This window comes from Neptunicoccus sediminis (assembly GCF_001719615.1).
Taxonomy (GTDB): Bacteria; Pseudomonadota; Alphaproteobacteria; order Rhodobacterales; family Rhodobacteraceae; genus Amylibacter; species Amylibacter sediminis.
In genome coordinates, this window is sequence record NZ_MDVX01000001.1 from 200055 (window position 1) to 222745 (window position 22691).

At 55.8% G+C, this 22691-nt stretch carries 19 protein-coding genes; 6 read left to right on the plus strand and 13 right to left on the minus strand.

Translation table 11 applies throughout. The features are described from left to right. Positions 1-87 precede the first annotated feature (87 nt). Entirely contained in the window at positions 88-657 is a 570-nt protein-coding gene (gene hpf, locus BFV97_RS00945) for a ribosome hibernation-promoting factor, HPF/YfiA family (protein WP_069298442.1), read from the plus strand. Between the two features lie 27 nt (positions 658-684). Beyond that, positions 685-1149 (plus strand): PTS sugar transporter subunit IIA, encoded by a 465-nt coding sequence (locus BFV97_RS00950; protein WP_069298443.1) that lies wholly within the window; start codon positions 685-687, stop codon positions 1147-1149. A 16-nt stretch (positions 1150-1165) separates the two neighbouring features. Here the strand turns inward: BFV97_RS00950 and BFV97_RS00955 are convergent, their stop codons facing one another. The 8 genes from BFV97_RS00955 to cysQ all read right to left on the minus strand — a co-directional run bounded on the left by BFV97_RS00955 (position 1166) and on the right by cysQ (position 10482). Then, on the minus strand, positions 1166-2620 hold the full coding sequence (locus BFV97_RS00955; protein ID WP_069298444.1) for a sulfotransferase family 2 domain-containing protein: 1455 nt from the start codon (positions 2618-2620) through the stop codon (positions 1166-1168). Continuing rightward, the gene (locus tag BFV97_RS00960; RefSeq protein ID WP_069298445.1) at positions 2621-4315 is read right to left on the minus strand and encodes a DUF5927 domain-containing protein; all 1695 of its coding nucleotides are present in this window, start codon (positions 4313-4315) and stop codon (positions 2621-2623) included. Positions 4316-4317: 2 nt separating this feature from the next. Beyond that, a complete protein-coding gene (locus BFV97_RS00965) occupies positions 4318-5328 on the minus strand; it encodes a glycosyltransferase family 2 protein (RefSeq protein WP_069298446.1) in 1011 nt (336 codons plus the stop codon). 22 nt (positions 5329-5350) lie between these two features. Continuing rightward, positions 5351-6571 carry a glycosyltransferase family 4 protein gene (locus BFV97_RS00970; RefSeq protein WP_069298447.1) on the minus strand — a complete coding sequence of 407 codons (1221 nt, stop codon included), beginning with the start codon at positions 6569-6571 and terminating at the stop codon, positions 5351-5353. Positions 6572-6641: 70 nt separating this feature from the next. Further along, a complete protein-coding gene (galU, locus tag BFV97_RS00975; protein WP_069298448.1) occupies positions 6642-7535 on the minus strand; it encodes a UTP--glucose-1-phosphate uridylyltransferase GalU in 894 nt (297 codons plus the stop codon). A gap of 116 nt (positions 7536-7651) precedes the next feature. Then, a complete protein-coding gene (locus BFV97_RS00980) occupies positions 7652-8899 on the minus strand; it encodes a glycosyltransferase family 2 protein (protein WP_069298449.1) in 1248 nt (415 codons plus the stop codon). After that, a complete protein-coding gene (gene kdsB / locus BFV97_RS00985) occupies positions 8896-9681 on the minus strand; it encodes a 3-deoxy-manno-octulosonate cytidylyltransferase (RefSeq protein WP_069298450.1) in 786 nt (261 codons plus the stop codon). Before kdsB ends, BFV97_RS00980 begins: the two co-directional genes overlap by 4 nt. A 3-nt stretch (positions 9682-9684) precedes the next feature. Then, positions 9685-10482: a 3'(2'),5'-bisphosphate nucleotidase CysQ gene (gene cysQ, locus BFV97_RS00990; protein ID WP_069298451.1), complete on the minus strand. Its 798-nt coding sequence runs from the start codon at positions 10480-10482 to the stop codon at positions 9685-9687. Between the two features lie 124 nt (positions 10483-10606). On the opposite strand from cysQ, the gene BFV97_RS00995 reads away from it, so the two are divergent. Further along, positions 10607-11431, plus strand: coding sequence for an ABC transporter permease (locus BFV97_RS00995; protein WP_245667516.1), 825 nt, complete (start codon positions 10607-10609; stop codon positions 11429-11431). 1 nt (position 11432) lies between these two features. Here BFV97_RS00995 and BFV97_RS01000 read toward each other — a convergent pair whose 3' ends face one another. Next, complete coding sequence (locus BFV97_RS01000; protein ID WP_069298453.1) at positions 11433-12044, minus strand: alpha-ketoglutarate-dependent dioxygenase AlkB family protein; 612 nt, start codon at positions 12042-12044, stop codon at positions 11433-11435. A gap of 210 nt (positions 12045-12254) precedes the next feature. Between BFV97_RS01000 and dnaK the strand changes: the two genes are divergently transcribed. Together dnaK and dnaJ are read left to right on the plus strand one after the other, a co-directional pair. Beyond that, on the plus strand, positions 12255-14186 hold the full coding sequence (gene dnaK, locus BFV97_RS01005) for a molecular chaperone DnaK (RefSeq protein ID WP_069298454.1): 1932 nt from the start codon (positions 12255-12257) through the stop codon (positions 14184-14186). A gap of 68 nt (positions 14187-14254) precedes the next feature. Beyond that, positions 14255-15412: a molecular chaperone DnaJ gene (dnaJ, locus tag BFV97_RS01010; RefSeq protein ID WP_069298455.1), complete on the plus strand. Its 1158-nt coding sequence runs from the start codon at positions 14255-14257 to the stop codon at positions 15410-15412. A gap of 109 nt (positions 15413-15521) precedes the next feature. Here dnaJ and BFV97_RS01015 read toward each other — a convergent pair whose 3' ends face one another. Further along, entirely contained in the window at positions 15522-17783 is a 2262-nt protein-coding gene (locus BFV97_RS01015; protein WP_069298456.1) for an NADP-dependent malic enzyme, read from the minus strand. 171 nt (positions 17784-17954) lie between these two features. Between BFV97_RS01015 and mutS the strand changes: the two genes are divergently transcribed. Further along, complete coding sequence (gene mutS, locus BFV97_RS01020; RefSeq protein WP_069298457.1) at positions 17955-20576, plus strand: DNA mismatch repair protein MutS; 2622 nt, start codon at positions 17955-17957, stop codon at positions 20574-20576. Between the two features lie 7 nt (positions 20577-20583). Here mutS and BFV97_RS01025 read toward each other — a convergent pair whose 3' ends face one another. The 3 genes from BFV97_RS01025 to hrcA are packed head-to-tail and all read right to left on the minus strand — an operon-like array spanning position 20584 to position 22689. Further along, the gene (locus tag BFV97_RS01025) at positions 20584-20976 is read right to left on the minus strand and encodes a glyoxalase superfamily protein (protein ID WP_069298458.1); all 393 of its coding nucleotides are present in this window, start codon (positions 20974-20976) and stop codon (positions 20584-20586) included. 3 nt (positions 20977-20979) lie between these two features. Further along, positions 20980-21588 (minus strand): nucleotide exchange factor GrpE, encoded by a 609-nt coding sequence (grpE, locus tag BFV97_RS01030; protein WP_069299017.1) that lies wholly within the window; start codon positions 21586-21588, stop codon positions 20980-20982. 12 nt (positions 21589-21600) lie between these two features. Continuing rightward, positions 21601-22689: a heat-inducible transcriptional repressor HrcA gene (gene hrcA, locus BFV97_RS01035; protein WP_069298459.1), complete on the minus strand. Its 1089-nt coding sequence runs from the start codon at positions 22687-22689 to the stop codon at positions 21601-21603. Positions 22690-22691: the final 2 nt, after the last annotated feature.

The window sequence follows — 22691 nt, forward strand, 5'->3', positions numbered from 1 at the left end:
TGTGCTGTGCGCATTGCACAGGGCGATCAAACGGGTGACCGTCACCCGGCCAGAGCTTTGCTCTGTAATCTCTTGAAAGGAGCTTTCATGCGGTATCAAATCAGCGGAAAACAGATCGACATCGGTGATTCACTGCAGGTCCACGTCAAACAAGAGCTTGGTGCTATTGTTGAGAAATACGCGGAGCGACCTACCGAGGCCAGTATTACGTTTTCCAAAGACAGACATGAATTCGTCTGCGAATCATCTGTGCATCTGTCAACCGGCCTTACGGTGAATGCCAAGGCGCATGCCAATGAAATCTATGATTCCTTCGATGCCTGTGGCGAAAAAATGGAGAAACAGCTGCGCCGGTACAAGCGCCGGTTGAAAGATCACCATTCCCACCGTTCGACACCAGTTGAAACATTCGGCGCTCCATCGTATATCCTCGCTCAAGAAGACGTTGGGGATGATGCTGCTGAGCCTGATACGCTTCAGCCTATTATTGTTGCCGAAACACAGACCAAGATTAAATCCCTGTCCGTTGGAGAGGCCGTCATGCAGATGGAACTGGCCGGAGAGAACGTTCTGGTCTTTCAGAACGAAGGACGCAAGAGGGTAAACGTGGTCTACAAGCGTTCCGACGGGAACATCGGGTGGATTGATCCGGAATAAAGCCGGATCGCAGAGCAGAGGCATGTTATGAAAATGGCCGAAATATTGGATGCGAAAGCTGTGCGTTACGCAGCAGGTGCCTCCAGCAAGAAACGACTTCTTCAAAACCTCTCGGAACAGGCTGAAACTGTTTACGACATGAAAGCCGACGAGGTGTTTTCTGCTCTGCAAGCCCGCGAAAATCTGGGCACGACAGGCGTGGGGCGTGGCGTTGCCATTCCGCACGCCCGTTTTGAAACGCTGGACCGGATTGTCGGCCTGTTCTACCGGCTGGAAAAGCCTGTGAATTACGACAGTCTGGACCGCCAGCCAGTAGACCTGATCTTCACGCTGCTGGCCCCTGTCAATGACAGCCCCGAACATCTCAAGGCGCTGGCGATGGTGTCCCGCACCCTGCGCAGTGAAGACAATTGCAGCAAATTGCGGGCTAACAGCGATCCGCAAACGCTCTATTCGATCCTGACAGAGCTGACGACCTCCAAAGCGGCCTGAGCCTGAACCGACTGCCTTAACCCCAATCGGAAAAACCGAACATCTGGTAATCGCGCGCATAGACATCTCTGGCGCGCTTTTCCATATCTTCTGTGTAGATTTCCGCCAGTTCATAGCAATAAGCGGAGGTCGCCTTTCGCAGAGGTTTCGGCTCCAGCCCCATATCCGCCTCAATACGCTGTAGTTCTTCGGACAGGTTCTCGTGGCGGATCAGACTATCGGGGAACGTCAGCCGGCCATACCCTTGCAGAATAGAGTTCTGCGATGCCCAGGACTGGTCCACCCGCGCCCGAGTTTGCCCCTGAAGATTGCCTTTGAGAAAATCCAGAAACCCGAGAAACGCGCGCCCGTGGGCCTGCGCGGTATAACCGGAGTTTTCCAGAACCGTGCGGTTCGGTTCAACTGTGGAACGTTTGTCCGGCAGGTTCACACCGTAATGATTCTCAAGGGCCGTGCGGATCCACGGAAACCCCCTGTCGCCGGTGCAAAAGATGTGTTTGTAAAACGCATCATAGGCCCGTTCCAGCGGATGACGGATCACCGTAAAAGACCGCCGGACAGGTGTATCGGACAGCCACTGGTTCAACTGTTTCTGGTTCATTTCCTGCGACACAGCCGATGCACTGCCCTGATGGGAGGCCAGCCATGCAGTCACTTCGGGCAGTTCATCCCGCGCCATCGGCATGAACAACAGCGGCACATCGTTGCCCGCGACAAAATTCTTTGAGCCGGGATTGCGCACAGGTTCCAGCACCGGAACCGCATCCGTGTTCAGCAGATCAAGCTGGCGCAACTGGTCCAGCATCTCTGTGTAATTCTCTACCTTTTCCTCAAGTCCCTCGGGGTTCTGGCGCACGATCTTGTCGCCAAGCTGTTTCAACTGCGCCTCTTCCCCCAGAAACCGTGCCAGACCGTTAAAAATCTCGACATCGTTCAAATCGTCAAAGCCCAGATAGAACGCCGTCTGGCCGGTTTTCTGAAGGCTGTGTTTGATCTGGGTCAGATAGCCCTGCAACCGTGTCAGATAGGATTTGAACTCCAGAAAATCGAACCGCACTTTCGCCAGCTTGCGTTTGCTGACATCGGTCAGTTTCCACTGGTCGGTGGCTTTGGCGATGGCATGGGACACAAAACTGTCGAGCGGATTGCGCGTCAGAACAATCTTGGCGCATTGCGGATCGTTCAGACAATGCTCAAGCACGCGGGGGTCATGATCCGAAAACAGACGAAACCCCGGCAAAGTGCCGGTCTCTTTTGCGATCATCCGGTTGATCAGCTTCTGGGGTTTGACCTCCCGTTCGGTCATCGTCACGCCAAAAGCAGTCGTGGTGTTCGGAAAGCCGATGAAATGCGGGTTGAACAGTTCGCCGTGGCAGGAAAAACCGTCGAACAACTGGATGTTCTGCTCAAACAGATTGGACCCTGTCCGCATGTTTGCCAGCAATACGAAATACTTGAATGGGCCTGCCATTTACTTCACCACATACGGCCTTTCAAAAGCCGCGTCCTGTTTCTTGGTCTTGGACCGCGTCGGAAATTCATACTCGATCATCAGACCACGGTCACGCAGCTTGCGGGTCAGGTTCTCCAGTCCCTCTACATTTTCGCGCTTGGGCATAAGTTTCAACGGGTGTTTTGCATTTCGCGGAATATGGGCGATTGCCTGCTCTAATGTTTCGGACGGTTCATGCACCGCACGCTCCAGCGCGATGGTATGCAGACGGGCGACGGCCTTGGGTTTGGCGAACTCCCGCAGGAAGCGCTGCTCGATCCGGTGGAACCGCCGCGCGTTAGACACCTGATTTTCAAAACTGGCCGGACGGTTCAGCAGGCTGAGCAACCACGCATGGCGGATCATCACAATATGGGCCATCGGATCATGGGCCAGTGTTTGCAGGATGTGCGGGGTATCACGGAAATCATATAGCAGACACTGATGCCGGTCCCGCGCCGGCCAGAGAAGATTGGCAAGGTATCCCTTTGGATTGCGGTTGCGAATGGCGGGCACTGCCGGAAGATTGCCCGCGAAATTCTCATCCGGTGCTTGTTCCCCGACATGGCTGCGGGCAAAAACACTGCCGTGGGACAGGGCGTCAGTGGCGCTCTCGATCCATTCGGGGAACGCCTGATACAGCCCCTTAAATCCGACAAAAACGGTGTAGGGCGTCGCAGAAACGCCGGTACGTTCGGCGCGGTCATAGGGAAAACGGCCCTGATGGAACCGCCCGGTGCCACCTTCACACCGACGCTGGTCGGCTGCCTCGAATTTAGCGTCAAAGGCTTTGGGATCAGCCTGAGACATAGACTGGTTTGCCCGTTTCGGATCAAGCAGATGGTCATAAAGCCGGTCCGCCCCGACCCACATTTTCCGCGCCCAGAAACAGTCGGATTGGGTCAGTTCTTTGAGATGGTCATCGTAAAATACAAAGGGTTTGCCGAGATAGTCAAACTTGGAAAACGTCAGAGAGCGGGACGCGATCTTTTCAGAGTGAAGCCGCGCAAGCGTCTGGAAATAGCTTTCATCCGGTATCCACGACCAGTTGAAATAAGCATCGTAATAGGGACGTTTGGGATCGTCGATAATCGCGCGCAGGGTCTTGGCCGTCAGACACCACCACTGCGATCCGATGTGGGGAACCAGCGGTTCGGGTATCTTTCGCTTCACCCCGAGCCGCCGTTGCAGCGCAACCAGCCGGTCGAACCGCCGCCGTTGCGTGCGCCATGAGAACGGAAAATACATGGTAAACCGCTCTTCGTTCAGCCCGTCCTTGACCCAGATATTGTTCTTCACAGAAACGGATTCGATAAAATCCGTCTTTATATTGCGGGACAAAAACCGCTTGAGCTGCTTTACGGGCCGGATCGGTAGACAGGAACCGCTGATCAACAAAACGTTGGTGACATCCTCAAACCGTTTCAGCAAAGCCTCGGCACTGTCGAGCGTGGCTTGCACAAGAGAAAACGCCCCCCATTCGCAGGCGGTGCGTTTGGGAAAGACGATATTCTCCAACCCCTCCAGATCGTTTCGGAAGGCGTCAAATTCAGCCGCCTCCACCTTCTTGTCGATATGAACCGCCACAGCGCAATCCTGTTCGGACAGGTGTCGCACCATCTGGGCGGTGCGGTATAAATCCGTATGGGCGAGAACGACAAAACCGATGCGCATGATCAGATCCAGTTTCCGCGCGACATCAGGCCTAGCGCTTCGAGCTGCTGCCAGTTTTCATAGGTGCTGGACTGCTCTGTCCACAATTTCAGGTCGCTGTCCATCCGGTTCACATAGGTGCGATATTCACGGCTGGAGGCGTAATGTTGTTTCCGCTTCATTTCCTCCTCGGCTTTTTCCGAAAATGTGTTCATGAATTTCGTGTGCAGCAAAACCCCGCAGGGTTTCTGACCGCCCCATTCGTCGTAAACCAGATTCAACCCCCGTGGCAGCAATGTATGGGTAGAACTGACATAGACATAGCCCCGCGCCCATTTCACCAGCGGCGTCTTGTTAAGGGCAGGGGAATAGGCCGGTCTGTCCCTGAAAAAACTGCGCATGCGCGGGCCGCCCTGTATCCACAGGTTGCCGTATTTGCTGTTCCGTTCGATAAAATAATTGGAAGCATCAAAATAGGGAGCCGTTTTCACCGGATTGCGCCCTTCGCGGATGCGGGCGTGCTGGATTTTCCCCTTGGGGTACATATCCAGCAACATGGTGCCAAAAGACTTTATCGAACTGGCATCAAGCCAATCCGTCAGCGCCCGCAAAGAGCGTGTGTCGCAAAACGGATAGACCAGCAGTTCGTCTACATCGACCACCAGAACCCAATGACCGTGGGCATATTTGTTCTTCAGACCGTTCAGCCAGTCCACCCCGAATTTGGAGCGTTTGTAAGAGGCTGTCGTCGTCCAAAGCGACACATCCGGCTGATCGGCAAGATATTCCCGCCCGCCGTCAGTGCTGTCATTATCCACGAAGAAAAAATGGTTCACGCCAAGGTCACGGTAGTATTTCAGGAAATAAGCAAGCCGCGGTTTTTCATTGCGCAGGGTTGAAAACACCAGGATGTCACGGGGGTTTATCTGGCCGGTTCGGTCAAAGACACAGGTCAGCTCACGACGCTTTCGCATCGCGCGAATGCGTCTGCGACGACGCTCCACCCGTAATCTGTACCGGCCCAACAAGCCCATGACTGCACTACTCGTTCCTAAATCAGCCTTGAAGAGTATCCCCGAAAACGTGGCGAAAGTGTGAACGCCAAGTGGGGATTCCCTGAGGCAAATCAGTGATTTCGCCTCTAATGGGTAAATCGGTGGTCCTATTTGCAACACTCCGCAGGGTTTCCGCCCAGCGCGTCGCATCGCCTGCGGGCAGATAGGTTGCAGCCCCTCCAAGGATTTCGCGAAAGACCGGAATATCCGAACAGATCACCGGAACACCCAGTTGGGCGGCTTCAAGGGCGGGCAGGCCATAGCCCTCGGCATGACTTGGGAACAACAGCGCGGCACTATTTGCGATCAACTGTGCGAGCTGTTTATCAGACATATTGTCGTGCTCGATGATTGGCCCGTTGCCCGTTGCTGCCTTGTCCAGATACGCAAAAACCGGCGCATTATCCCACCCCCGCTTACCGACCACATGAAGGCGGGGCATCCGCTCTGCCGGAAGGCTCTGCGCCAGTTGCTCCCAGGCTTGGAACAGGATCTGATGGTTCTTGCGCGGCTCAATCGTGCCAATCACCACAAAGGACAACGGGTCCACCGCCCCCCTATCCTGCGGGAACAAAGGCGCAACGCCAAGATGCGCCACAAGCGTCTCTGCGGTCGCCCCCCAACCGTTAAAATAGTGTTTCACGCGGGCTTCGGTGTGGGCAGAGTTACAGATAATCCGGTCCGCAAACTGCGCCACTGCCTGCATCCGGCGGGCAAACTGCTCCGGTATACCTGCGCGGGTGAATTGGGGAAAATCAAGCGGGATCATATCGTGGACCATCACAGTGATCCGCGCCACGCCGCTGGCACGCAAGGCAGTAAATACCTGCGGTGAAAGATTGCTGTGCCCGACATTCACATATTCCATCGACCGAAGATCCAGCCCCTGCAGTACCTTCGTCAGATCGCGCCCTGCATGTATTGCCGAGGCTCGAAAAAACTGGCGGGCTTTCCGCTCTGCCTGTGGCAGCTTCAGGCGAAACCCATCCTGAGCGCCCCAGCGTCCGACAGGTTCGCCCCGTTCTAGCCGGTCGAGTGCCGAGATCACCGCTGTGATGGGTACCACCACAAAGCCCTGACCCAAACGTGCCAGCGCAAAGCTGTTCCCGTCGCGATGTGCAATCTCGCGGATGTACTCGATTTCCACCCGATCTATGCCAGTCGGATGTCCCCGCCCGAAGCGAGAGATAAATCGTGTAATATCAAGGAGAAACCGCGCCATAATCACCCGCCGGACACAACAAAGCCGGAGCGGTTTACGCCCCGGCTTTGAAATCTATCCGTCACGGCGCTTATTGCGCGGCGCGGCGGCATTCAACAGTTTCGATCAGATAATCGAGGAATTCCTGACTGAGATCCCCGCGGGCCAGACCAAAGGCAACCGTTGCCTGCAGGAAGCCTGCTTTGGAGCCACAATCATAGCGGGTGCCTTCAAAGCGATAGCCGAAGACATTGTCAGAATTGGCAATCTCTTTCGCAATTGCATCGGTCAGCTGGATTTCACCACCGGCACCCCGTTCCTGCGTGTCCAGATTACGCATGATTTCGGGTGTCAGAATGTAGCGACCGATCACCGCCAGATTGGACGGTGCATCTTCCGGCTCCGGCTTTTCAACCATGCCCTTAACAGAAACCAGCGATCCCATGTCTTCTTTGATGTCGAGCAAACCATAGGCCGAAGCCTTGCTTGGCGCGACTTCCATTGCAGCAACAATATTGCCGCCGGTCTGTTCGTGCGCTTCTACCATTTGCTGCAAAACCGGACGTTCGGAAGAGATGACATCGTCTGTCAGGATTACGGCGAAAGGCTCGTCCCCGATTAAACGGCGCGCGCACCAGACCGCATGCCCGAGACCAAGCGCTTCGCGCTGGCGCACATAGGCGATCTCGCCGCTGTCCATTGTGGATTTCATCAAAGTGTCGAGCAATTTGACCTTGTTCTTGGCCCGCAGCGCCTGTTCCAGTTGCGGTGCCCCGTCGAAGTAATCCTCCAACGCCCCCTTGCCCCGCGAGGTTACAAAGATGAATTCCTCGATGCCAGCATCCCGCGCCTCGTCGATGGCGTATTGGATCAGCGGTTTATCAACCAGACATAGAATTTCTTTTGGAATACTTTTTGTGGCAGGCAAGAAACGTGTGCCGAGTCCGGCGACCGGAAAAATGGCCTTGGTTACAGTTTTCTTCACATTAAGCCCCTTTTGATTTTACCCCCACTTAACGCGCAGCGGCTGTTAATCGTTCATTATTACTTGTAAGCTAGTATGGCCACTACGTCACCAGTATGGCCAAAATAGGAAATTTACTAAAATATCTGTGTCTCGGTCACTCCGAATTCGGCATAAAACTTTTTTAGCTCTCTACGTGTCCGTTGCCCCAGTGTCCACCATCGGAACAGCGAATCTGTCCGCGACGACCTACCAAAAACGCCGCCGGTTTGCATCCAAAAACCCCGCTGGTCGAAATAGCGTTTGTGAAACAGGCTGTTACGCCCGAGACGGAACACAACCACAGGGATGTTGCGTGACGCAAGTTTTTGCGCCGCTTCGGTCAGCGTCCGGGATGCGAGCAAACCACCCGCAAGGGCGATGCCCTCAGCTTTCCCATGTGTCTTTACGGGATTGAAAGCTCTGTCAATCTGCGGTGGCTGAATAGGAACCGTCGACTTTGGGGGTGTATTAAACCCGTCCCGCAGGGTGTCCATTAAGGCAGGCACATCCCGTGGCTCCAACCGGCCCTCTACCATCAGACGGAGAAGCCTGTGCTTTTGCTCGGTGAAAAAACGCTCTTTGACCTTGGAAAAATCTTCACCCGCAGCGTGTTTTTCCAAGTATCCGCGCTTGCTTGCGCCGATTTCCCCAAGGGACAGTGGCACCCGCGCGGCAGAGCGCAGGGCGCTTCGTTCAAATCCGTGGTGAACTTCGGCACGGTTCACAAAGGCGGCGCTGTGGCTCGCCTGTGCCAGACGCAGGCAGACATCGGTTTCATCCAAGTAGAACCGAAACCCTTCGTCAAATCCGCCAATTGCCCGCAGCGCATCCGCTCTGAACGCGCAGTTCGTGCCTTGCAGTTTGGCAAATCGTTTGCCGTCAAAAGGGATTTCAACAAAGGGCACGGTCGGATCAATATCCAACGACATATCTTCGCCAAAACGGTCGCTGGTTAAGGCTTTCCACTGATAGGAAAATCCGTTGCGCCCCCGCACAAAACCGCCTGCACTTGCGATATTCCGGCTTTCAAAAGGTTGTACAAGGGCGGTCAGCCAGTTTGGATCTGGCACCGCGTCATCATCACAAAAGGCGACGATTTCGCCCTGCGCATGGGCCAGCCCCAAATTGCGCGCGGCAGATATATTTGCCTGATTAAACGACAGGTGAAGCATGTTTTCAGATGCTGGAATCTCCGCAAGGAAATTGCGATCCGGCGCATCGGAAACCAGAATGACTTCAAAATTTGTATAGCTTTGGAACCGCAGAGAGGCCGCGACCCGTTTCAGTGCTTCCGGTCTGTGCCGGCTGACAATAATCAGGCTGACACGGGGGGCGAAGCTCATTCCAGCCCCAGTTGCACCAGAAACTTTTCAACGCGGGGGACGTCTTCGGGGTTGTTCAGCTCCCAGAACTCCTGTCCGGGGTTTTCCACTTCGACGCATTGCACATGCAACCCGTTTTCCATGAAACGCAACTGCTCCAGCCCTTCCAGCTTTTCAAGCGGGCCTTCGGGCAAGGCCGCATAATCCCGCAACGACGCCGGACGATAGGCGTACACACCAACATGATGGTACACCGGCACATCCAGCGTGGGTGCAAAGGGAATGACCTCCTTGGAAAAATACAGCGCCCGTTTGTCCTTATCAAAAACGACTGTCGTACCGCCGACACGATCATTCCGACGGTCCTCCTTGAAAGAGGCCAGCGCCTCTTTCGAGCAGAGCAGGATCGGTGTTGCGACATGGGCTTCGGGTGCATTTTGCAAACCCTCAACCAGCTTTTCCACGAACCATGGCGGCGTCAGGGGCGCATCACCTTGCAGGTTCGCGACGATATCATAACTGTCACCAAGCTGTTCGACCACTTCGGCGCAGCGCTCGGTGCCGTTACGCGCGGCAGAGGAGGTCATGACCACCTCTGCGCCGAAAGCCTCGGCCGCGTCTTTGATCCGGTCGTCATCCGTGGCCACAACGACGCGGTCAACGCCCTGCACCTTCATCGCCGCATCCCAGCTGCGCCGGATCAGGCTTTTGGCCACGCCGGTTGCCCCGCGCAATTCCACAAGCGGCTTTCCCGGATAACGGGTAGAGGCGTAGCGGGCGGGGATAACAACCAGTGTGGACATGGATCAGGCCTTTTGCAGCGTTATTCCGGGAGCATAGGCGATGAAATAAGGGTTTTCAAAGATCGGCTTGCCGTAGGTCAGCGGTTCATGGTTGTCAAAACGGACAACTTTGCCGCCTGCGCCCAGCAATACCGCCTGCCCTGCGGCGGTGTCCCATTCCATTGTGCGGCCAACGCGGGGATAGAGATCCGCCTCGCCTGTCGCCACAAGACAGAACTTCAGCGAAGAACCGGCGCTGCGGCTGTCGGCAACATTGTATTTGCCGATGTAGTCTTTGGTTTCATCGGTGAGGTGGGATTTGGAGGCAACGACGATCAGCGCAGATTCATCAGGGGTCGAGACCGAAATCGGTTTCATGTCACCGGCAACGTCTGCCTTGTGATCACCTTGTTCCTCAAAGGACTTGCCATTGGCATCTGTCAGGAAAAGGCGTTTCTTGGCGGGGGCGTAGACCACACCCATCGTTGGAACACCGTCTTCGACATAGGCGATATTCACCGTGAAATCGCCGCGGCGTTTAATGAATTCCTTGGTGCCGTCCAGCGGATCGACAATAAAGAATGTGTTGGAGGCTTCGGAGTGTGTGTCCGATTGTTCCTCGGTCACGATCGCTGCATCAGGGAAAGCTGCGCGCAGGCCGGCAAAGATATGGGCATCTGCGGTTTCATCCGCCAGCGTTACAGGGCTTTCGTCCGACTTCGATTTGACCTCAAAATCGTCCTTACCATAGATTTCCATGATCTTTTCGCCGGCTTCGATGGCCAGCTTGCGGATGACTGAAGAAATTTCCGTTTTATTCATTTTCTTGCCCTTATGATGCCGCCAATACAGCGATTTCTTGCGAATTAAATTCCGAAGCCTTATGGTCCTTAGAACGAAAAACAGCAAGCAGTGATTAAAACTCGCTACCTTTTGGGCAGATTAGATGAGCGCCGTTCCTAATTCCTCTTTTACCCGGATCGCTATGGGCGGTTTCGAGTTTCTGACTTTGGTGTATCACACCACTGTGCGCGAGGTGCGTAAATCCAAAGGTAATGCGATTCAGGCGCTGTTGATGGAGATCCTGCAATCCGCAATGATCGTGATCTTCTTTTATGTGATGATCACATTCCTTGGTCTGCGTGGTGTCGCGGTTCGCGGCAGCTTTATCCTTTATGTGCTGACAGGGGTTTTCCTTTACCTGACCCACAACAAGGCGATCAGCGCGGTCAGCGGCGGCGGTCCGGTCAATCCGATGCTGCAACACGCGCCTGTGACGACCTTTATGATGATCGTATCGGGTGCCCTGTCATCGCTATATGTGCAGATACTGGCCGTGCTGGTCATCACCTTTGTCGCCAATGTTCTGGTAGAACCCTTCACTGTTTATAATCTGAAACGGGTCGCGCTGTGCTTTTTCATCGCATGGTTTTCCGGCGTTGCGATAGGGATTATCTTTCTGTCGCTGCGCCCCTTTGCGCCCTCAACGATTAAAATTGTCGAACAGATTTACAAACGGGCCAATATGATTTTCAGCGGCAAGATGTTTCTGGCCAACGCTCTGCCTGCCAGCACGCTTGCTTTCTTTACGTGGAACCCGTTGTTTCACACCATTGATCAGGCCCGCGCCGCGGCGTTTGTGAATTATACGCCCCATAAAACCACGCTCGACTATGCGGTTTACCTGTCACTGGTTCTGATCTGTATCGGCATGATGCTGGAACATTTCAGCCGCAAAACCGTGTCCGAAAGCTGGGGAAAGCGGCAATAGGTTAGTCCACCACCCGCAGGGTCAGATTGATGCGCCCGTTGTTTTTCAACAAGCCGGAGCTGCCAAAGCGGATACGGTCTATACCGTGATAGGCCAGACGCGCCGCGCCGCCCATGACGCATACATCCCCCGAAGCCAGCCAGATGCTTTCGGTCTTGTCCTTGCGCTCTGTGCCGCCGATGCGAAACAAGCCTTCATCACCAAGTGAAATGGACACCACCGGATAGTCGAAATCCTGTTCGTCCTTATCCTGATGCAACCCCATCCGTGCCTTTTCGGTGTAGTGATTGATCAGGCAACAGTCCGGCTGGCGCGCAGTGCCAGACACCGCGTTCCAGACATCAAGCACGGATTGGGGGATAGCAGGCCAGGGCGTGCCATTAGGATGCGCCGGTTCATAGCGATAGCCCTTACGGTCCGAATACCAGCCATATTTCCCCGCAGAGGACATGCGCACAGACATTGGTTTCCCCCAAGCCGTGAGGGGCGAAAACATCGGCGCCTGCGCAATGACAGCGCGGATGTCGTCCAGAATGGCCTGTTGATCGGGCGGCGACAGCAGGGATTTGTAAATCTCAAATCCCCGCAGATGGAGCGGTTTCACGAGTTTCATGCCCGTTTTCTATAATGCAGCCCCGCAACAGCCAAGAAAACAAAAGAAACAGAGACATTTTTCCGCGCCGACATGCTTGCAGACCGACAATCACCCTCCTATATACCGTCAATGCTAAGCCGCCCCTGATGGGAGGGGCTGACACATGGGATGGAGCGACGGCGCCGAATGCGGGCCATGTTCCATAATCGCCGCAAGAAAGGAAGTCTGATGGCTAAAGTAATTGGTATTGATCTGGGGACCACGAACTCCTGCGTTGCAATCATGGACGGTTCGCAACCGAAAGTCGTGGAAAACGCCGAGGGCGCACGCACAACACCCTCTATTGTTGGTTTCACCGACGACGAACGTCTTGTCGGCCAGTCCGCCAAACGGCAGGCCGTAACCAACCCTGAAAACACACTCTTTGCGATCAAACGTCTGATCGGCCGGAGCGTGAACGATCCTGCAATCAAAAAAGACGCCAAGCACCTGCCCTACGCAATCGTAGATGGCGGAAACGGTGACGCATGGGTTGAAGTCAAAGGTGAGAAATACTCCCCTTCCCAAGTGTCTGCCTTTATCCTTGGCAAGATGAAAGAAACCGCCGAGAGCTATCTGGGCGAAACAGTGTCCGAAGCGGTTATCACCGTTCCGGCCTACTTTAACGATGCACAACGTCAGGCAACAAAAGATGCCGGTAAGATTGCCGGTCTGAACGTCCTGCGTATCATCAACGAACCAACCGCTGCGGCTCTTGCCTATGGTCTGGACAAAGAAGGTGGCAAGACCATCGCTGTTTATGACCTTGGTGGTGGTACATTTGACGTTTCCGTTCTGGAAATCGACGAAGGTCTGTTTGAAGTGAAATCCACCAACGGCGACACTGCGCTGGGTGGGGAAGACTTTGACATGCGCATCGTTGAATACCTTGCTGACGAGTTCAAGAAAGAGAACGGCGTTGATCTGTCCAAGGACAAGATGGCTCTGCAACGGTTGAAAGAAGCCGCCGAGAAAGCTAAGATCGAACTGTCGTCTTCTTCGCAAACAGAGATCAACCAACCGTTCATCTCTATGGACAGTAAAACCGGCCAGCCGCTGCACATGGTTATGAAACTGACCCGTGCCAAGCTGGAATCGCTGGTGGCTGATCTGATCAAACGTACCATGAAACCCTGTCAGGACGCGCTGAAAGATGCCGGCCTGTCCAAAGGTGACGTGGACGAGATCGTTCTGGTTGGCGGTATGACCCGTATGCCAAAAGTGATCGAGGAAGTGACAAAATTCTTCGGGAAAGAGCCCCATAAAGGCGTGAACCCCGACGAAGTTGTTGCACTTGGCGCGGCTATTCAGGCCGGTGTTCTACAAGGCGACGTGAAAGACGTTGTTCTGCTGGACGTGACACCTCTGTCCCTTGGGATCGAAACCCTTGGCGGTGTGTTCACACGCCTGATCGACCGCAACACCACGATCCCGACGAAGAAGTCTCAGGTCTTCTCGACAGCCGAGGATAACCAGAACGCTGTAACCATCCGCGTGTTCCAAGGGGAACGCGAAATGGCCGCAGACAACAAAATTCTGGGCCAGTTCAATCTGGAAGACATCCCGCCTGCACCCCGTGGCCTGCCACAGATCGAAGTGACCTTTGATATTGATGCCAACGGTATCGTGTCCGTGTCCGCCAAGGACAAAGGCACCAACAAAGAGCACAAGATCACCATTCAGGCGTCCGGCGGTCTGTCCGACGAAGACATCGAGAAAATGGTTCGCGACGCGGAAGAGAACGCCGAAGCGGATAAGGAGCGTAAAGAGCTTGTCGAAGCCAAGAACCAGGCTGAAAGCCTGATCCACGGCACCGAGAAGTCTCTGGAAGAGCACTCTGACAAGGTGGATCCATCCACTGTTGAAGTGATCGAACTGTCGATCAAGGCGCTGAAAGAAACGCTGGAAACCGACAATGCTTCTTCCATTCAGGCCCGCTCGCAGGATCTGACCGAAGCAGCTATGAAGCTGGGTGAAGCCATCTACAAGGCGCAAGCCGAGGAAGCTGGAAACTCCGGTGAAGCTGCTGAAGGCGGTTTCGGTGGTGAAGACGAACCAAAGCCGGTTGATGATGACATCGTGGACGCAGATTTTGAAGATCTGGGTAAAAACGACCGTTAATCGTGAACCGACAGCCAAACGTGCGGCAAGGGGTTTGCGCCCCCTGCCTGCGTTAACGCGGAGGCGACATGGCAAAGCGTGATTACTACGACCTGCTGGGTGTTTCCAAAGGCGCGTCTGAACAGGAACTGAAAAAGGCCTATCGCAAGAAAGCGATGGAGCTGCATCCGGACCGCAACAAAGACAACCCCGACGCAGAAGCACAATTCAAAGAAGTTAACGAAGCCTACGACGTTCTGAAGGACGGCGACAAAAAGGCTGCTTACGACCGTTATGGCCACGCTGCATTTGAAGGCGGCATGGGCGGCGGCGGCGGACGCGGTGGCGGTTTCCATCCGGGTGGCGGCGCTGACTTCGGCTCGGCGTTTTCCGATGTTTTCGACGATCTGTTCGGAGATTTCATGGGCGGCGGCGGTCGACGCGGCGGGGGCCAACGGGCAACCCGCGGGTCCGATCTGCGGTACAACCTGTCCATCACACTGGAAGAAGCCTTCACCGGCAAGCAGCAGAATGTTTCAGTGACCACATCTGTGGCCTGTGAAACCTGTGACGGCTCCGGTGCCGAAGGAGGCGCGGAACCTGCAACCTGTCCGACATGTTCGGGCATGGGCAAGGTACGTGCGCAGCAAGGGTTCTTTACGGTCGAACGCTCTTGTCCGACATGTTCGGGCCGTGGCCAGATCATTACCAACCCCTGTAACACCTGTTCCGGCTCCGGCCTGCAGCAGCGCGAACGCTCTTTGGGTGTGAACATTCCGGCTGGTGTCGAAACCGGCACCCGTATCCGGCTTGCCGGTGAGGGCGAAGCAGGGATGCGCGGCGGACCGACCGGCGATCTGTACATCTTTATCGAAGTGCAGGATCATCCGATCTTTGAACGGGACGGATCGAACCTCTTTTGCCGCGTGCCCGTCAGCATGACTACAGCGGCTTTGGGCGGAGAGATCGAAGTCCCGACCATCGACGGCGGCAAGTCCCGCGTGAAGGTTCCTGCGGGCAGCCAGTCCGGTAAACAGATGCGTCTGCGCGGCAAAGGTATGCCGGCACTGCGGTCGAACCAGTCCGGAGACCTGTTTCTGGAACTCGCCGTAGAGACGCCGGTGAATCTGACCTCCAAGCAAAAGGAATTGCTGCGGGAGTTTGAAGATTTGTCCGAAGACAACAGCCCGGAGAGCACTAATTTCTTCGGCAAGGTCAAGACATTCTGGGAAGGGATGAAGGGCTAACCCCCTGTTTCTAAACAGTAAATGCTAAATAAAAGCGGCCCTGAACCAAATTCAGGGCCGCTTTTTTGTGTTCTCTCGTCGTTCTCAGCAGGAAAAGCCGTGCTATTCCCTAGCCACCGACACGACAGGCAGCCATGACAGCCATGTTCAGGATGTCATTTACCGTAGAAGTGACCGAGCAGATTTTCACAGGCTGGTCGATCCCGGCAAGGATCGGTCCGATCACTGTCGCGCCGCCCATCTGTTGCAGCATCTTCACCGAGATAGATGCCGAGTGCCGGGCAGGAACCACCAACACGTTGGCCGGACCGGACAGGCGGCAGAACGGGTATTGTTGCATCAGTTCCGCATTCAGCGCCACATCTGCCGTCATCTCTCCGTCGTATTCGAAATCAACGCCGCGCTGGTCCAGAACCGCAACGGCATCTTCCATCTTCGTAGCCCGCTCCGATACCGGATAGCCGAAGTTGGAGAAACTGGCAAAGGCGACACGGGGTTCTACCCCCATGTTCCGCGCCACCATCGCAGAGCGTTCAGCAATGTCTGCAAGGTCCGTTGCCTCGGGCCATTCATGGGACAGCGTGTCAGACACAAATACCATCTGCCCGCGCAGCAGAACCGCAGTCACACCAACCGCCCCGTCAGAGGGTTTCGCGTCAATCACATGGTTCAGCAATTCCATCACCTGCGCCGACTTGCGGGTCGCACCTGTAATCATAGCATCGCCGTGCCCGTGGGCCAGCATCAGCGCCGAGAACACGTGACGGTCACGGGAGGCGAGCCGATGCACGTCTTTCTCGGTATAGCCCTTACGCTGCAACCTCTTGTAAAGAAACGCTTTGTAGGTTTCCAGTTCATCCGTTAGGGCAGCGTTCATCACCTCGATTTCGTCAAAGGCATCGGGCATACCAGCCGCTGCCAGCTTCTCGCGGACCTCATCCACACGTCCGACAACAACCGCTTTCCCCAGACCGTTACGGGTATAGGCCACCGCCGCACGCAACACCCTTTCGTCGTCGCCTTCGGCAAAGATCATCGTCGCCTGTGCGTTCTTGGCGCGGACATAAAGCGATTGCAGGATAGAAGCCGCAGGGTCCAGACGGGATTTCAGCGCCAGTTCATAGGCTTCGATGTCCACAATCGGCCGCCGCGCAGCCCCCGTATCCATCCCTGCCTTGGCCACCGCTGGCGGGATCACGTGGATCAGGCGCGGATCGAAAGGTGTCGGGATAATGTAATCCGGCCCGAACACCAGCTTCTTGCCATAGGCCATTGCCACTTCGTCCGGAACCTCTTGGCGGGCGAGATCGGACAGCGCCTGCGCACAGGCAATCTTCATTTCATCGTTGATTGCGCGCGCGTTAATGTCCAGCGCCCCGCGAAACAGATAAGGAAAACACAGCACGTTGTTGATCTGATTGGGATAATCCGAACGCCCTGTCGCCACAATCGCATCAGGCCGCACGGCGCGGGCCTCTTCCGGCGTAATTTCGGGGTCGGGGTTAGCCATCGCAAAAATCACCGGATTGGGGGCCATGCTGGCCACCATTTCTTCAGTCACGGCGCCTTTGGCCGACACGCCAAGGAACACATCCGCATCCACCATCGCCTCTTCCAGCGTGCGCAATTCGGTCTTTATCGCATGGGCCGATTTCCACTGGTTCATGCCTTCGGTGCGGCCCTGATAGATCACGCCTTTGGTGTCACAGGTGATGCAGTTTTCGGACCGCGCGCCCATCGCCTTGATCAGTTCCACACAGGCAATCCCCGCTGCACCTGCACCGTTCAGGACAATCTTCACGTCCTCGATCTTTTTCTTGCTGATATGCAGCGCGTTCAACAGACCCGCTGCACAGATGACCGCGGTTCCGTGCTGGTCATCGTGAAACACGGGAATGTCCATCAGCTCTTTCAGCTGTTGTTCGATAATGAAACATTCCGGCGCTTTGATGTCTTCAAGGTTGATGCCGCCAAAGGAAGGCCCCATTAGTTTCACAGCGTTGATAAAGGCGTCAGGGTCTTCGGTGTCCAGTTCCAGATCAATGGAGTTCACATCGGCAAAGCGTTTGAACAGGACGGATTTACCCTCCATCACCGGCTTGGAGGCCAGCGCCCCGAGGTTCCCCATCCCCAGAATTGCGGTGCCGTTGGTGATCACCGCCACCATGTTACCCTTGCTGGTATAGTCATAGGCCACTTCGGGATTATCCGCGATGGCCTGCACAGGCACCGCAACGCCCGGCGAATAGGCCAGCGACAGATCGCGCTGTGTGGTCATGGCGGTGGTCGGCACCACCTCCAGCTTGCCGGGCATTGGTTCAAGGTGGTAGGCCAGCGCCTCTGCGTCGGTAATTCTGTTGTTTTTCGTCATAGTCTCGGGTTGGTCTCTGTGCTGTGAGGGGCCAGTGTTACAGGCATCTCCTTTTGCGCACAACACTCCTGCGCGTTTGGCCTTTTCACCACTCGCCCCCTTCGGTATCTTCCCCCAGATTTCAACGGGGAGTATCGAGCCGTGGCAGCAGAGACAGGCGCAGTGACGCCAATGATGGCGCAATTTCTGGAGATAAAAGCCGAATACCCTAACGCCCTGCTGTTCTATCGCATGGGCGATTTTTACGAGATGTTCTTTGACGATGCAGTCATGGCGGCAGGGGCGCTGGATATAGCCCTGACCAAACGGGGCAAGCATCAGGGGCAGGATATTCCCATGTGCGGCGTTCCGGTGCATGCGGCTGAGAATTATCTGCTGACACTGATCCGCAAAGGATTTCGCGTAGGGGTATGCGAGCAGCTGGAAGACCCGTCCGAGGCCAAGAAACGCGGTTCCAAATCGGTTGTGAAGCGGGGTGTGGTGCGGTTGGTGACACCGGGTACATTGACCGAAGACAGCCTGCTGGATGCCCGCCAGCATAACTTTCTCTGCGCTTTTGCCAGCATCCGTGACGGATCGGCGCTGGCCTGGGTTGATGTGTCTACCGGTGATTTCCATGTGCAAAGCTGCCCGACCGTTGGGCTCTCTCCGCTGCTGGCGCGTCTGGCCCCGCGCGAGGTACTGGTGGCCGATAGCCCTGAAAACTGGTTGCGTGAAACTGTTGAAGAAACCGGCGCCGCTGTGACCGAACTGGCCCGCGCCAGTTTTGACAGCACTGCGGCGGGGGAGCGGCTGACCGGATTGTTCGGCGTGAAATCGCTGGACGCATTTGGCAGCTTTTCACGCGTGGAACTGGCCGCGATGGGGGCGATTGTGGATTATCTGCATATCACCCAAAAGGGCAAACTGCCCCTGTTGAAACCGCCCGTGGCCGAGGCGACAGACACTTCGATGCGGATTGATGCGGCGACACGGCGCAATCTGGAACTGACCCGCACCATCAGCGGGGATCGTGCAGGCGCTTTGCTGTCGGTGATCGACAAAACCATCACCGGATCGGGCGCTAGGCTGTTGGAAACGCGGCTGAACAATCCGTCACGGCATCTGGGAACCGTGCGCGCACGATTGGATGCCGTCGGTTTCTTTGTAGATAACCAGCAGGTTAAGAATGATTTGCGTGAAACATTGCGCAAGACGCCGGATATGGACCGCGCCCTGACTCGCCTGTCGCTGGAACGGGCCGGACCACGGGACATTGCTGCTATTCGGGACGGTCTGACCTCGGCACAGGCTATTTTCGGTCTGATCGGAGAAACCGATCTGCCCAAGCTGGTGGCCGATGCGCGTCAGGCGCTGGACGGTCACAGCGATATGATCACCTTCCTGAACGAACGTCTGGTGGAGGAACCGCCCCTTCTAGCGCGGGACGGTGGTTTCACGGCGAGCGGCTATCGCGCCGATCTGGACGAGGCCCGCACCCTGCGGGACGAGGGGCGCAAGGTGATCCTCGGGCTGCAAAAGGACTATGCTGAACTGGCAGGTGTTACCGCCCTGAAGATTAAACATAACAATGTGTTGGGGTATTTCATTGAAACCCCCGCGACCCATGCTGCCAAGATGCTGGCGGCCCCCCTGTCCGACACATTCATCCATCGCCAGACCACCGCAAACGCGGTGCGGTTTACCACGCTGGAATTGTCCGAACTGGAAACCAAGATCCTGAACGCCGGAGGGCGGGCGCTGGAGATCGAGCAGGAAGTTTACAAGGAGCTTTCAGCACAGATTGTTTCACGGGGTGCTGAGATCGGGCAAGCTGCGAAATCCATCGCGGAACTGGATTTGCAGGCGGCACTGGCCGAACTGGCGCTGAGCGAGGATTGGACCCGCCCTGCGGTTTCCGATGACCGCCGCTTCAAAATCACCGCCGGACGCCATCCGGTTGTGGATGCAGCCCTGCGCAAACAGGCCAGCGGCAGTTTTGTGGCCAATGATTGTGATCTGTCGGACGCCGAAGACAGCAAGCGTCTGTGGTTGCTGACAGGTCCGAACATGGCCGGTAAATCCACCTTCCTGCGGCAGAACGCGCTGATCGCGGTGCTGGCGCAGATGGGATCTTATGTACCGGCGGAACAGGCGGAAATCGGGCTTGTTTCACAGTTGTTTTCCCGCGTCGGCGCATCGGATGATCTGGCACGGGGGCGGTCCACCTTTATGGTGGAAATGGTGGAAACCGCTGCGATTCTCAATCAGGCGGATCAGAACGCGCTGGTTATTCTGGATGAAATCGGACGCGGAACGGCCACCTATGACGGCCTGTCGATCGCTTGGGCCACGCTGGAACATCTGCATGAGGGCAACAAATGCCGCGCACTGTTCGCCACCCATTATCACGAACTGACACAGCTTTCTTCCAAGCTGGACCATCTGATGAACGCAACAATTGCGGTGCGGGAATGGGAGGGAGACATTATCTTTCTCCACGAAGTCCGTCAGGGCGCCGCAGACCGCAGCTACGGCGTGCAGGTGGCGCAACTGGCAGGTCTGCCAGCCAGCGTTGTGGAACGGGCCCGTGTGGTGCTGGAGGCGCTTGAGAAGGGCGACAGAGAAGACGGGAACAAGGCCAAGACCCTGTTTGAAGACCTGCCGTTGTTTGCCGTGCAACCACAAGCACCGCCGCAACCTGTGAAACAGTCCAAAGTGGAAGAAGTGCTTCAGGACATCTTGCCGGACGAGCTGTCACCCAAAGAGGCTCTGGCGCTGGTGTATCAGTTGAAGGAAACGCTTGGCCGATAGGCGCAGGTCAAAGACCCGGACCATCCGCGCCGGGTTTCAGATCCTGCGCAAAACACAGGCGGTTGCCGTGGGGGTCTGACAGATCCACCTCTTTGCAGTGGTAGAAGCTCTCTTCCGGCCCGCGCGACAATTTCACACCGCGCCCGAGAACCTGATCCGTAAAGGCATCAATGTCTTCGAGATAAAAATAGGCCGCCCAATCCTGTTCTGAGGCAGGGCGGTCCGATTGTGCCAGCCCGAGTGTAATCCCCCCGAGCTGGACAATAGCGAAATTCGGTGTGCCATCGTCGTTCTTCCACTGACCTGCGAGATCAAATCCCAGCTTGCCGGTGTAAAACGCTACACCTGCGGCGAGATCACCGGCAGGCAGAACGGGCATGGATCGCACACCTTGTTTCATGGTTTAACTCCCGTCGCCGGAAGACACGCCCACCTGTGCAGGGCGCAGCAAGCGATCACCGATCATGAAGCCTTCGCTCATGACCTGCAGGATATGACCCGCCTTCACATCGGGGAAAGGTGCCTCGAACATGGCCTGATGGATGTTCGGGTCGAACTTGTCACCAACAGCAGGCGAAACAGGTACAATTTTATGGTTTGCAAAGGCCGAGAGCAGCTCTCTCTGGGTCAGTTCGATGCCTTCGATCAGCCCTTTGTTCGCTTCGCGCTGTTCTTCTGTCACCGTTTCCAGCGCCCGTTTCATGTTGTCATTCACAGACAACAGATCCCGCGCCAGTTTCTGACCGCCGTATTGTTCGGCGTCGCGGCGGTCCCGTTCTGCACGTTTGCGCAGGTTCTCTGTATCTGCAAGCGTGCGGATCAGACGATCCTTCAACTGGGCCACTTCTGCCTGAAGCTGCTCTACAGGATCAACCTCTTCCGGCTCTGCGGTCAGGTCAACTTCCTCATACTCATCTTCGGAGACTTCTTCGTCGATCTTATCCAGCGGAAACTCGTCCTCATCCAGGAAGCGATCCAACGATACATCCAAATCTTCGTGTTTTTTACCCATGTTCTTCGCCATTCAGTTTCTGTTCGACATCATGCGACTTACCAGTTGCGCCGTATAGTCAACGATAGGGACAATTCTGCCATAATTCAGCCGGGTTGGTCCGATCACCCCGACAGCACCTATGACCTTTCGATCAGCGTTCATATAGGGTGAGACAACAAGACTCGACCCCGAAAGTGAAAAAAGTTTGTTCTCTGAACCGATAAAAATCCGCACACCGTCGCCCTGCTCTGTCAGGTCCAGAAATTGGGCGATATCCTGCTTACGTTCCAGATCATCAAACAGGGATTTTATCCGGTCGAGATCCGCCTCGGTCGCCGTATCTTCCAGCAGATTCGACCTTCCGCGTACAATCAACCTGTCCGGTGTTCCGCTTTTTTCCTCCGCCCAAACCGCAACGCCAGCTTCGATCAGTTTCTGGGCCAGCGTGTCCAGTTCCTGACGGCGACGGGTGATTTCGGTTTCGACCACGGATTTCAAATCACTCACAGTGTGCCCTGCCAGTACCGCATTCAGAAAATTGGCCGCCTCGCGCATGGCCGAAGGGGTCTGGCCGATGGGCGGTGTGAAGATACGGTTTTCCACCTGACCGTCGGCCATGACCAGCACGACCAGAGCCTTATCAGGGGAAAGAGACACAAATTCGATGTGTTTGATTGGCGCTTCGGTCTTGGGCGCCAGCACCACAGAGGCACTATGGGTCAAACCGGACAACAGCGATCCTGCCCGATCCAGTGCTCCGGTCAGGTCTTCGGAGTTGCTGTGCATGGACGCATCAATCGACCGCCGCTCATCGGTGGAAAGGTTGCCCACCTCAAGCAATCCGTCCACAAACAGGCGCAGACCCATATGGGTCGGGATACGCCCTGCGGACACATGGGGGCTGTCGAGCAGACCCAAATGTTCAAGATCCTGCATCACATTGCGGATGGTCGCCGCAGATACTTTCTCTGACAGGCTGCGGGTCAGGGTGCGCGAGCCGACAGGCTCGCCGCTCTCAAGATAGGACTCCACAAGCAGACGAAACACCTCGCGGCTGCGGGCGTTCAAATTATCCAGTGGGTGTGATACTTGGTCTGACACGCGTGTTATCCATTTCATCG

Bases quoted from the DNA above. Each gene is read 5' to 3' on its own strand.
- hpf (WP_069298442.1), top strand. From the start codon at position 88: ATGCGGTATCAAATCAGCGGAAAACAGATCGACATCGGTGATTCACTG.
- BFV97_RS00950 (WP_069298443.1), top strand. From the start codon at position 685: ATGAAAATGGCCGAAATATTGGATGCGAAAGCTGTGCGTTACGCAGCA.
- BFV97_RS00955 (WP_069298444.1), bottom strand. From the start codon at position 2,620: ATGGCAGGCCCATTCAAGTATTTCGTATTGCTGGCAAACATGCGGACA.
- BFV97_RS00960 (WP_069298445.1), bottom strand. From the start codon at position 4,315: ATGCGCATCGGTTTTGTCGTTCTCGCCCATACGGATTTATACCGCACC.
- BFV97_RS00965 (WP_069298446.1), bottom strand. From the start codon at position 5,328: ATGGGCTTGTTGGGCCGGTACAGATTACGGGTGGAGCGTCGTCGCAGA.
- BFV97_RS00970 (WP_069298447.1), bottom strand. From the start codon at position 6,571: ATGGCGCGGTTTCTCCTTGATATTACACGATTTATCTCTCGCTTCGGG.
- BFV97_RS00980 (WP_069298449.1), bottom strand. From the start codon at position 8,899: ATGAGCTTCGCCCCCCGTGTCAGCCTGATTATTGTCAGCCGGCACAGA.
- kdsB (WP_069298450.1), bottom strand. From the start codon at position 9,681: ATGTCCACACTGGTTGTTATCCCCGCCCGCTACGCCTCTACCCGTTAT.
- cysQ (WP_069298451.1), bottom strand. From the start codon at position 10,482: ATGAATAAAACGGAAATTTCTTCAGTCATCCGCAAGCTGGCCATCGAA.
- BFV97_RS00995 (WP_245667516.1), top strand. From the start codon at position 10,607: ATGAGCGCCGTTCCTAATTCCTCTTTTACCCGGATCGCTATGGGCGGT.
- BFV97_RS01000 (WP_069298453.1), bottom strand. From the start codon at position 12,044: ATGAAACTCGTGAAACCGCTCCATCTGCGGGGATTTGAGATTTACAAA.
- dnaK (WP_069298454.1), top strand. From the start codon at position 12,255: ATGGCTAAAGTAATTGGTATTGATCTGGGGACCACGAACTCCTGCGTT.
- dnaJ (WP_069298455.1), top strand. From the start codon at position 14,255: ATGGCAAAGCGTGATTACTACGACCTGCTGGGTGTTTCCAAAGGCGCG.
- BFV97_RS01015 (WP_069298456.1), bottom strand. From the start codon at position 17,783: ATGACGAAAAACAACAGAATTACCGACGCAGAGGCGCTGGCCTACCAC.
- mutS (WP_069298457.1), top strand. From the start codon at position 17,955: ATGATGGCGCAATTTCTGGAGATAAAAGCCGAATACCCTAACGCCCTG.
- BFV97_RS01025 (WP_069298458.1), bottom strand. From the start codon at position 20,976: ATGAAACAAGGTGTGCGATCCATGCCCGTTCTGCCTGCCGGTGATCTC.
- grpE (WP_069299017.1), bottom strand. From the start codon at position 21,588: ATGGGTAAAAAACACGAAGATTTGGATGTATCGTTGGATCGCTTCCTG.
- hrcA (WP_069298459.1), bottom strand. From the start codon at position 22,689: ATGAAATGGATAACACGCGTGTCAGACCAAGTATCACACCCACTGGAT.